The sequence below is a fragment of the Microcoleus sp. C2D2 genome, from assembly GCF_036702495.1.
Taxonomy (GTDB): Bacteria; Cyanobacteriota; Cyanobacteriia; order Cyanobacteriales; family Microcoleaceae; genus Microcoleus.
In genome coordinates this window covers 1-8,502 of sequence record NZ_JAUBTO010000168.1, presented here as the reverse complement: position 1 = coordinate 8,502, position 8,502 = coordinate 1, and the positions used below count along the sequence as shown (strand labels likewise).

Below are 8,502 nucleotides of genomic sequence, written 5' to 3'. Positions count from 1 at the left end.
TTAGTCCTCAGTCCCTAGTGTAGAGCCGATTGCGGATTGGCAATCACTAATGACCAATGACTACTGACTAAGGACTATAGTTATTAGTCCTTAGTCCTCAGTCCCTAGTGTAGAGCCGATTGCGGATTGGCAATCACTAATGACCAATGACTACTGACTAAGGACTACTGATTAACAACTTCTGCATTGATTTTATCGACTACTCGGCGGAGGACTCCGTTGATGAAGCGATGTCCTTCGTCGCCGCTGTAGCGTTTTGCGAGTTGGACGGCTTCGCTGACGCTGACTTGTTCGGCTAGGCCGAGATATAGGATTTCGGCGATGGCGATTCTCATGATATCTCGATCGATCCGGGCCAACCGTTCTATTTGCCAGTCTACCAGCGCTTCCGAGAGCAATTCGTCAATTTGAACGCGGTTGGCGCTGACTTTCGTCAGGATTTGCACAGCATAGGTGCGGACATCTTGCTGGTTGGCTAGCTGGATCAGTTCTGGAAACTCCATAGCTGAACCGAGACGGTTGATCGCGGTTTGGGTGAGTTCCACTGCTTCCCGCACCATTGCCCTAGAACTTTGTATATCGGCGGCGCGGATTTCGCTAGCAAGCAGTTTGTCGCTACTCCGCTGCACTTCGGATGCTGCTGCTTCTAGGGCTTCTTGAACTTCTGTTGTCAGGGCGCGGATGGCGGCGAGGACAACATCTTGCAGTTTCTTGGCTTCTAACAGTTCTGGATTCGTCGGCAGTTGGCTGATGCCGAGGAGTGCGAGTTCGCGTGCTGTTTCGCGGGCTTTTTTCATCAGAAAAATGGGTGGGAAACCCCGTCCTTTTAGGACGGCTTTACAGTTCGCCATGAGTTGTAAGCCAGAAACTTACAATCCGTGGGCTTTGCGTTTTGACTATTGCGTTTTCCTGTACCAAGACTGTGCAGGAAGACAGCGAGATTTTTTCGCATCTTCGCCACCTACGTAACACTTTCCATACGATAGATGCTTGACAATCCCCCCACGCTTCAATCCTTGCGACATGGAGCCACCGTAAGGACGGCGATATCCGTTTTTCCCAGGGTTAAAAACGTGCAATTGTCTGCGATAAATGCGGATGGGCTTACATTCCATCACCACCATATTTTCTGGTGATATATCGCCACCTACCAACAGGTAAGCTAGCACCCAAGAATCGACACAATGCGCATCAAAAACATTGGATAACTTTGCCTTAGATTTTTTTAAACCTAATCTTTGACGGGTTAAGTAAGTGTCGGTATAGCTATCAAATAGGGTGACCGGTGCAATTCTTTCCAACTCGGAATAACACCATTTTTTGCCAATTTCTAAAGGCGAAAATGACGTATTCCACGTGTGACAACCTTTTTTGGTCACTGCTTTTACATCCTCAATTCCAATACCTGAGAGAGGAAAGATGGTATCAAAAACTTTGACTACTCGGATTTTGAATTGCCAGCGCGCCTTAGTGCTCGGAGGAATCGGGCCACGCGAACGGTTTTGACGAGGTTGGCGACAAGGTGTTTTTCGATTACGTCTTGCACGTCTGGCATTTGTACTTGTCTCTTCAGCCTCTTTAACCCAATCAACAGAATGAAACTGCTGATTTAAGTAGGTGTGAGCTTTTGATTTAACTGTGTACCCCTCACGTTTAGAACCCGGATCGATTCCAACTGCTACGGGTTGAGTATGACGATTTGAAGGTTCAACGTTTAAGCGAACACAAAAGATCCCTTTACGGAAAAATGGTGTTGCTTTTCCAGATTTAATCCAACGCTCTGCCCTTGCGGGTGTTGTTGGCATTAAAGGACGTTGCTCACAGTCTACTACAGGAACGTATTGCATGGTGTTTGTTTGGCGATAAACCTAACTGTTTAATTTCCTTCGACTTTGACTAAGGTCGTGGTTACGGGTTAGGAATAGCGCCTATAACATCCTTTGAAGTGCCACATAGGCGTTAGTTCAAATTGGCTTCTCGGCCGTTGTCTAGTCCTACTTGCGCTTGTGTTCCACCTATGGCTTGGTTTCCCTACAAGCCCCATCCCTTTAGGGTGGGGTTAGTGACAGTTTTTAGATAGCAATTGAGAATTTAGGAAGTTTTTCGATCGCGCGCGGACTTGAACTTTAGCAGAAAACTCAACTAAAAGCGGTACAATACCAGCCGTCTGACTCGCCAGCGGCGGGTAGTTTACAGATACTTCGCCCTCAAACCCAAGATTTATGCTCGAAACCGGGTTTCTGAGTGTAGGCTTTCTCGGTTTGGGCTGGTTTTGTCCAAAGATTATCTGCTATGGAGAAAGTTTACACCGCCTTACGGGCCACTAAAGAAGCCTTGGTTCACTCTTCTTCGACTGGGACGGGCTGGTATCTTGATTCGGATACTAAGGGTTCGAGCGTTTTGCCCTTGATGTTTTCCGGGGCTACGGGAACTGAGTTGCTGGGGTTGACGATGCCACCAGAGATGATGACTTTAAAGGCATCCTCGATCGACATTGACAAATTGACTAAATCTGCCTCCGGGACTATAGCGTACCATCCAGTGGTGGGGTTGGGAGTCGTGGGGATGAAAATGCCGATCGGGGTTTCGCCCGACAGGTGAGGCGGCATATCGTTAGTCTCGATCGTACCGGTCACAAAAGCTAAAGTCCAGACTCCCCGGCGGGGATATTCCACTAACACCACGCGGCGAAATTTGTCGTTTGATTTGAGGAGGGTTCCCAGCAGTTGTTTGAGGGTTTTGTAAACCGAACCGGCTAGGGGAATTGCCTGCAACAGGCGTTCGCCAAAGTCTAGCAGCCACTTGCCGAAAATGTTGCGGGCCATTAAACCGATGATTAATATGCTCAGCAGGGGTACAGCCAGTCCTACTAAGAGATTTAGCAGATTCACCAAAATCGGGTTGAGTCCGTCAAAAGGGTTGATCTGCTTGGGAATTTTGGTGAGAAAATTGATCACCCAACTGGCGATGGTAATTGTCAGCCAGATGGTGGTAGCTAAGGGTATCACTACCAGTAGACCTGCGATCAGGTCGTTTTTTAAGTCTTGTTTGATGCGTTGGAGCACGGCGGGTCAAATCTCCTCGTAACTGATTGCCAATAAGGTGAACAAGCCTGAGAGTGACGACTCAAGCGCCCTAACTCGTAGACCAGTCTAGGGTGGACTTCTGAGCTAATCCTGCGTCTACATAGGAAACACACAGGCTCGCTTTAATCACTGTCCGCCCGACAGCAAATTTTTTAACATTAATCTCCGCATTCACATCCCTCACCAATTCCCAACCGCAGAGGTGGCAACTATGCCATCTGTTGGCAATGGTTTTAGGGATGCGAGTACCGCAACTAGAACAGTTTTGGGTTGTGCCGTTTGGATGCACAGCTATAGTCATCTTGCCAGCACTTTGGGTCTTGCAAGCCACAATAGCTAGAAATTCACTCCCACCAACATCTAGAATAGATTTCGCAAACCTAGTTTTCGCCCAACCTTTTACATTCAAGTCTTCAAAGCCAATTAGGTCGTACCTCTCAAGTAATGGCTTTGCCGTCTTGCAATGAAAATCTTTACCTTGCCCAGCCACTTTCTGATGATGTCTTGACAAACGTTTAACCGCCTTACCTCTGCGATTACTGCCTTTCTTCTTACGAGAAACAGACTTGTTTAATCGCTTTTTGACCTGTCCCGCTTTCCAGGCAAACTGAGGGATTGGCACTGTATCGGCCTCACTGGTATTCAAAAACTCATTGAGTCCCATATCAATGCCCACTACCTTTTCAGGAGAGAAATCAGGGCTAATTACTAGCACTAATTCATCTTGCAAAGTTAAGGTCACATAGTAGCCATCAGCAGCAAATACGATAGTCGCACTTGGAATTTTGAAGCCATCAGGAATAGGACAATGCAGGATAATCTTCACCTCACCAATTTTGGGCAATGTGATGCGATTACCTTTAATACAGTCCTGCTTCATCTGGGTGTAGGTGAAGCTGTGAGATCTGCCTCTACCTTTAAATCTTAGCTTGCCAGAACTCTTGCCTGACGAATCCGCCTTGATATACCTGTCAAAAGCTTTCTTGACTCTCTCAATGCAATTGAGCAATACCTGAGAGTGAATGCCTGCGTATTCAGGGAATAGCTTTTTGGTATTCAGTAAGTCTTTCTTCTGCCAATAATAGTCAGGTTGTTGGACTATTGGAGCGATACTGCATGATACAAGAGAGCAAGAATTCACGGCGCTTCGAGTGGACTCACACCAGTTGAACTGCTCTGCCCGCCTCCAGTTATACTGCATACGCAACAAGCTTAGCCAACCGTCAAATTGACTGGCTTGCTCTTTATTCGGGCGTAATTTGTACTGATGGGCTGTTATCATGACATAATTGTACCATATATAAGCCAGTAAATACAATGAAAAAGATTACTTTTCAGCTTTCGGACAAGGAGTTTGAATTGCTTGAATCATATTGTAGTGAGACAGAAAGAGGAAAAACAGAAGTTTTAAGGGAGTTGATAAGAAGCTTAAAGGTTACCTCTAAAAGCGAAGATAATTGTTCCTCTGCGGGGTATCAAACCCCTTGACTCACGCGCCTTTCATCCCGACGCTCACCTGAGGAGAGGTAGAGCGCGGGGACTTCCCGTTTAGCAGAAGGAAGAAACTACTCCGGTTGCATGGGAATGATAAAGTCAAGGTCAATAATTCCACATTCCCCCACGGACGACGGACGACTCCCAACGAACCATCATTACGGGCGAAGAGTGAAGTTCACCATTTTTATGGTCTTCTATCCGACCTTTGGGTGCCCTTTCTTCAGGGAAGAGTTAGCGGCTAGTAACTCGTTGTGCTGTACTTGCATTGTAAAGAATTATTGCAAATTAGTGGCTGTCTTTAATATGCGTGCTCCCTGAACCACTTTACCCTATTGTATATTTTAAGACAATTTAGCTCGGACGTGAACAAATAAGCTCACAGCAGCGTTGAGGCTGCAGGAGGCGGGGCGTGTCCTGTAGAGGGCTTTTGGGCTTCTTCCACCCATGAATTTTTAGGGTGGGGCCCGTTAAGCTGCTGCACCATCCTAGATTGTCTATTGTGTTCGAGGATCCGAGGGCGAGAAGGGGAGAGGGGGAGAGGATTTGATGAGTGGGGAATACGGCATTGAAATAAAGCAGTTTAATAAATGCAGAACACCCCACAGGGAAAATCAAATTTTTGTGGAACAAGCCGAAAGGGCTGTGATTGAGAAAGGTGACATATTTTAGGTTAATATTTGTAAAATATAAGGTACTTGTTAGACTATTTGACTTTCTTTTGAAAAACCGTAAAATATACACTCATATCGTTTCCGGTTGCATGGGAAGGATAAAGTCAAGGTCAATAATTCCACATTCCCCCACGGACGACGGACGACTCCCAACGGATCATCATTCCGGTGTAACCGGAATTGATATCACAGACGCATTCCGACTCCTCGAAACCGGGTTTTTTACACCCGTGTACGGGCTCGGGCGAAGTCTAATCGTTTATCACATCAAACCCGGTTTCTGGGCCCCCATGGATCCCCGACTAATATAGTCAAATTTATTTCCGGTGGCGGGAGTACCCAAAAAATAGCTTATGTTTAAGATAGCAGGACTGTTTGAAGAAAACCCTATTCAGGGAAATGTTGCGGGTGTTTCAGCAGAAATACCAGACTTATTTGGCAGTAAGTTCAACAGCTTAAATCCGAGTAGCCAAGTTGCCGCCGGTGATACCAATGTTTTGTTTGATACCAGCTATAATTTGACTCAAAAACCAGATTGGCCGGCCGCTGCGACTGGTAGTGCGATCGACCTTTTGGATCCATTCACCGACTTCGGTCTCCCATCGTCAGGAGGCGACAACCTTAAATTTGATAGTAGTCTAAAATCCCAGACCGATGTTTCCACTAAAGTTCAGAGAGACGAACTGACAGGGATGGATTTTGCTGTTGGCGATCCTGGTGGCGGCCCAGAACTCGCGCAATCCCGAACTTCTTCTCTATTACCTTCAGGAAAATGGGCTTTCAATTTTAAAGATTACACCATCGACCACCAAGGTTTAAACACCCTAAATATCAAAGTTGATTACGGCTTAAAACCTGGAATTACCACAAACGAATATCCTGATTTTGTGCCAATTTACAAAAGTATTGATAACTTCCTAGTTAACTACCCGAACGAAACAGATTTTTGGGAAGTTGTTAACAAAAAATTGACAGAAAAGGTGCTTGATGAAAATTCGGTTCTAACAGATATTAGCATTCAAGTTGAAGTTTTGCCAACAGACAGATTGCCCTACGATCGAACAAGTACAGTTTTTCGCAGTCGTTCCGGTCAACTCAAAGAAGAAGGTAATTTTTCCTTGAAAGACTACGCAATTAATCACCAAGGATTGAACAAGCTAAATATTGATATAGGTTACCAGTACAAGCCGGAAATCACCCCAAATGAATATCCAGATTTCCGGCAAATTTACAATAGCGTTGATAACTTTTTAACCAAATATCCGAACGAAAATGATTTTTGGGAAGTTGTCAATAAAAACTTGACTCAAAATATCCTCAACGAAAATCCTGCCTTGGCGGCAATTGATATTAATTTTAACGTTTTGCCAAGCCCAAACTTGCCCTACAACCGCACCAGCAAAGTTACTCGCACTCAACCCACCAATCCTCAAGGAACTTTCCTCGTTAGCAATAGTAGGGGAAATAATGTACTTCGGTTTGACGGCAATACCGGCACTTTTCTAGGCGAATTTATCCCACCGGGAAGCGGCGGTTTGTCCAATCCAGATACGATGATTTTTGGGCCAGATGGCAATGGCGATGATAAGTCGGACATTTACGTTACTAGCGGCGACAAGCCCGGAAATTCTGGAGAACCGACAGCATCTGCAGTATTGCGGTATGACGGAATTACTGGCGCATTTATTGACAAGTTTGTCGGTGATAATCCGAACACGGCGGCGGATGAAACTGGCGGATTGTCTCGCCCTTACGGTTTAGCTTTTGGTTCTGACGGTAATTTTTATGTCACCAGTTCTTTGAGCGACCAAATTCTCCTATATAACGGCAAAACAGGACAGTTTATTGATGTATTTGCTTCTGGAAATCAGCAAGCGGGAGGATTGAATGGTCCGAACGGTTTACTGTTTGCTCCTGACGGCAATTTGTATGTGACAACGGAGGGGAGTGTTGCGACCAACGGTCAACCAGATTTTAGCGCAAGTTTCCCCAGTCAGGTGCTGCGTTACAACCCGCAAACCGGGGAGTCAAGTATCTTTGCTTCGCCCGATCCTTCGCCTCGCAGTCAGGGATTTACAAGTCTTTTGGGAATAGCAATAGGGCCCGCTGACGGTGACCTTTATGTCAGCGATTTTGCTAACGATATCAGGCGCTACAATTTAAAAAGTGGGGAATTGGTCAAGGTTTTATCTACCAATTATACTGATACTTCGCCCAGTAGCAATTATATAGGTAGTTTGGCTTTTTCGCCGATCGGCAATTTGTTTGTAGTGGGCTTTGACAACCGCGCCAATGCTAACGGTGCCGGCGCTGTTTTGCGGTATAGTGGCAAGACTGACGAACCGCTGCCAATATCGGGAAATCCTGGGTCGAGTAACAGTTCTATTTTTGTCCCTCCCGACAGCAAGCTACAGCGTCCAATCGGAATTGCTTTCTTTCCGTCCGATGCTCAACTGACGCAGAAATGGAATTTTACATTAGCAAATTACCCAATTAATCATCAAGGGTTAAACAACCTGAATATTGATGTAAATTATAAGTACCAAGACGGGATTCAAAATTATCAGTATCCTGATTTTGTGCCGATTTACAAGAGTATTGAAAATTTTTTAGTCAACTACCCAAACGAAACGGATTTTTGGGAAATTGTTAACAAAAATTTGACCGAAAAAGTGCTTGCTGACAATCCGGCCATTTCGTCGGTGACGGTTAATTTGGATGTTTTACCGACGAACCGATTGCCTTACGAGCGCAGCAGTACCGTTACTCGCACTCAAGATGGTAAATTAGGTGAAGCCTGGGATTTTAAGATTCCTAATTACTCGATCGCTCACCAGGGTTTGAATAACCTCAATATTGATGTCAAGTATCAGTACAAACCCGGAATTACCCAGGATGAATATCCGGACTTTGTGCCGATTTACACAAGCATCGACAATTTCTTGACTAATTATCCCAATGAAACGGATTTCTGGGAAATTCTTAATAAGAGTTTGACGCAACAGGTGCTGGCCCAAAATCCGGCTTTGGATTCCTTGCAAATTAATCTGGAAGTTTTGCCGACTAATAGGTTGCCTTACAATCGAGCTAGTATTGTGTCGCTCGCTTAGCCTCTCATTGAAAATTAGAGCGATTCCGGTTGCACCGTCAGGTGATTGTTGACTGTTGACTGTTGACCGAAAGCATCCAGGATACAAGCCCCCGGATTCATCCGTCCAGAAATAAAAAACCTGTATCCGATGAAACTT

General features: G+C 45.4%; 5 protein-coding genes. 1 reads left to right on the top strand and 4 read right to left on the bottom strand.

What is annotated here, in order from left to right:
- Positions 1 to 164: 164 nt before the first annotated feature.
- From nusB to QUB61_RS32970, 4 genes are all read right to left on the bottom strand, one after another.
- Positions 165 to 797, bottom strand: a complete 633-nt coding sequence (gene nusB, locus QUB61_RS32985; RefSeq protein WP_333134642.1) for a transcription antitermination factor NusB — start codon at positions 795 to 797, stop codon at positions 165 to 167.
- Positions 798 to 896: 99 nt separating this feature from the next.
- Complete coding sequence (locus QUB61_RS32980; RefSeq protein ID WP_333134641.1) at positions 897 to 1,847, bottom strand: RRXRR domain-containing protein; 951 nt, start codon at positions 1,845 to 1,847, stop codon at positions 897 to 899.
- Between the two features lie 492 nt (positions 1,848 to 2,339).
- Positions 2,340 to 3,065, bottom strand: a complete 726-nt coding sequence (locus QUB61_RS32975) for a DUF502 domain-containing protein (protein ID WP_333134639.1) — start codon at positions 3,063 to 3,065, stop codon at positions 2,340 to 2,342.
- Positions 3,066 to 3,135: 70 nt separating this feature from the next.
- Positions 3,136 to 4,368 (bottom strand): transposase, encoded by a 1,233-nt coding sequence (locus QUB61_RS32970; RefSeq protein ID WP_333134637.1) that lies wholly within the window; start codon positions 4,366 to 4,368, stop codon positions 3,136 to 3,138.
- 1,239 nt (positions 4,369 to 5,607) lie between these two features.
- Here QUB61_RS32970 and QUB61_RS32965 point away from each other — a divergent pair.
- Complete coding sequence (locus QUB61_RS32965; protein WP_333134635.1) at positions 5,608 to 8,364, top strand: NHL repeat-containing protein; 2,757 nt, start codon at positions 5,608 to 5,610, stop codon at positions 8,362 to 8,364.
- Positions 8,365 to 8,502: the final 138 nt, after the last annotated feature.